General features: G+C 54.2%; 1 protein-coding gene. It reads left to right on the top strand.

The features are described 5' to 3' along the window. The first annotated feature begins 72 nt into the window (after positions 1–72). Positions 73–1,503 (top strand): IS1182 family transposase, encoded by a 1,431-nt coding sequence (locus tag P406_RS07280; protein ID WP_046235815.1) that lies wholly within the window; start codon positions 73–75, stop codon positions 1,501–1,503. The last annotated feature ends 159 nt before the right edge of the window (positions 1,504–1,662 follow it).

Genomic DNA, 1,662 nt, shown 5'->3' on the forward strand with positions numbered 1-1,662 from the left:
GGCCCAGACTGTGTAAAAACCCAAGGTAAACCTTTGCTATGATTCCCCAGGATTTCATTGCAAGGGTTGCCCATGAAACGCTTCATTCAAGGTGAACACCGAGGTCAAAGTACCTTGCTTCCCGAGAGTCTCGACGATTACGTCAGCGACACCAATCCGGTGCGCGTTGTCGATGTCTTTGTGGATGAGCTCGACCTGATCACCTTGGGTTTTGAAAGCGCTGTCCCCGCTGAAACGGGCCGACCTGCCTACCATCCTGCAGTCATGCTGAAGATCTACATCTACGGCTATCTCAACCGTATCCAGTCAAGCCGACGCCTTGAGCGCGAGGCGCAGCGCAACGTCGAGCTGATGTGGTTGACCGGTCGCCTGATGCCGGATTTCAAGACCATCGCCAATTTTCGCAAAGACAATGCAAAGGGCATTCGAGGAGTCTGTCGGCAGTTTGTCGTGCTGTGTCAACAATTGGGGCTTTTCTCGGAACATTTCGTTGCCATCGATGGCAGTAAATTCAAGGCGGTCAATCATCGCGACCGCAATTTCACCAGTGCCAAACTGAAGCGTCGGATGGAAGAGATTGAATCAAGCATTGCCCTTTATCTAAAGGGGTTGGATGCGGCTGATCGGGAAGAGCCCAAGACCGCAGGCCCCAAGAGCGGCCTAGAGGAGAAGATCGCCAAATTGAAGGAGCAAATGAAGGCGTTGCAGACCATCGAGGTACAGCTTGAAGAATCCCCGGACAAACAAATTTCGCTGACCGATCCGGACGCGCGCTCAATGATGAGCAGTGGAGGAAAAGGTATCGTGGGTTACAACGTACAGACCGCGGTGGATACCAAGCACCATTTGATCGTCGCGCACGAGGTGATCAATGTGGGTCACGACCTTGATCAACTTAGTTCGATGGCCCAGCAGGCCCGTGAGGTGATGCAAGTCGAATCGTTGTCGGTGGTGGCGGACCGCGGGTATTACAAAAGCGGAGAAATCCTGGCCTGTCACGAGGCAGGGATCACAGCTTATGTACCAAAAACGCTGAGCTCGCGGGCCAAATTTGATGGTCGCTTCGGCAATGACGAGTTTGTTTACGACGCGGACAACGATGTGTACGTCTGCCCCGCCAATCAAGTGCTGATCTGGCGCAACTCTTACATCGACAAGGGCAGGAAGCTGGACGTTTACTGGCGCTCCAACTGCCAGGCCTGCTCGATAAAGGCGCAATGCACACCGGCCAGAGAGCGAAAAATTCGGCGCTGGGAACATGAGGCAGTACTGGAAGAAATGCAGGCCCGCCTGGCTAACGAGCCGCAGGTAATGACCATCCGCAAGCAGACCGTCGAGCACCCCTTCGGGACTCTCAAGCAGTGGATGGGTGCAACGCATTTTCTGACGCGACGGCTTGGCGGAGTGAGCACCGAAATGAGTTTGAACGTGCTTGCTTATAACTTGAAGCGGGTAATGAACATCCTCGGCACGCAGAATCTTGTAAAAGCGCTGGCGGCTTGAAAAGCCTCCATTGCGCCCGATAAAAGGGGCTGTAAAGCGCTATTAACGGCCTTGAGGGCGGATTAGAGCGATGGCAGGACTTTCAAGGCGTTCCGGCTAGCCAAGTATCGTCTGCGCTACGCGCAGCCGATACTTGGGCTGGTTTTTACACACTCTGGG

Origin of the sequence: Pseudomonas syringae pv. coryli str. NCPPB 4273, assembly GCF_000972175.1 — a bacterium.
Classification (GTDB): domain Bacteria; phylum Pseudomonadota; class Gammaproteobacteria; order Pseudomonadales; family Pseudomonadaceae; genus Aquipseudomonas; species Aquipseudomonas syringae.

Excerpts from the sequence above, each read along its gene's own strand:
- P406_RS07280 (WP_046235815.1), top strand. The coding sequence starts at position 73 with ATGAAACGCTTCATTCAAGGTGAACACCGAGGTCAAAGTACCTTGCTT.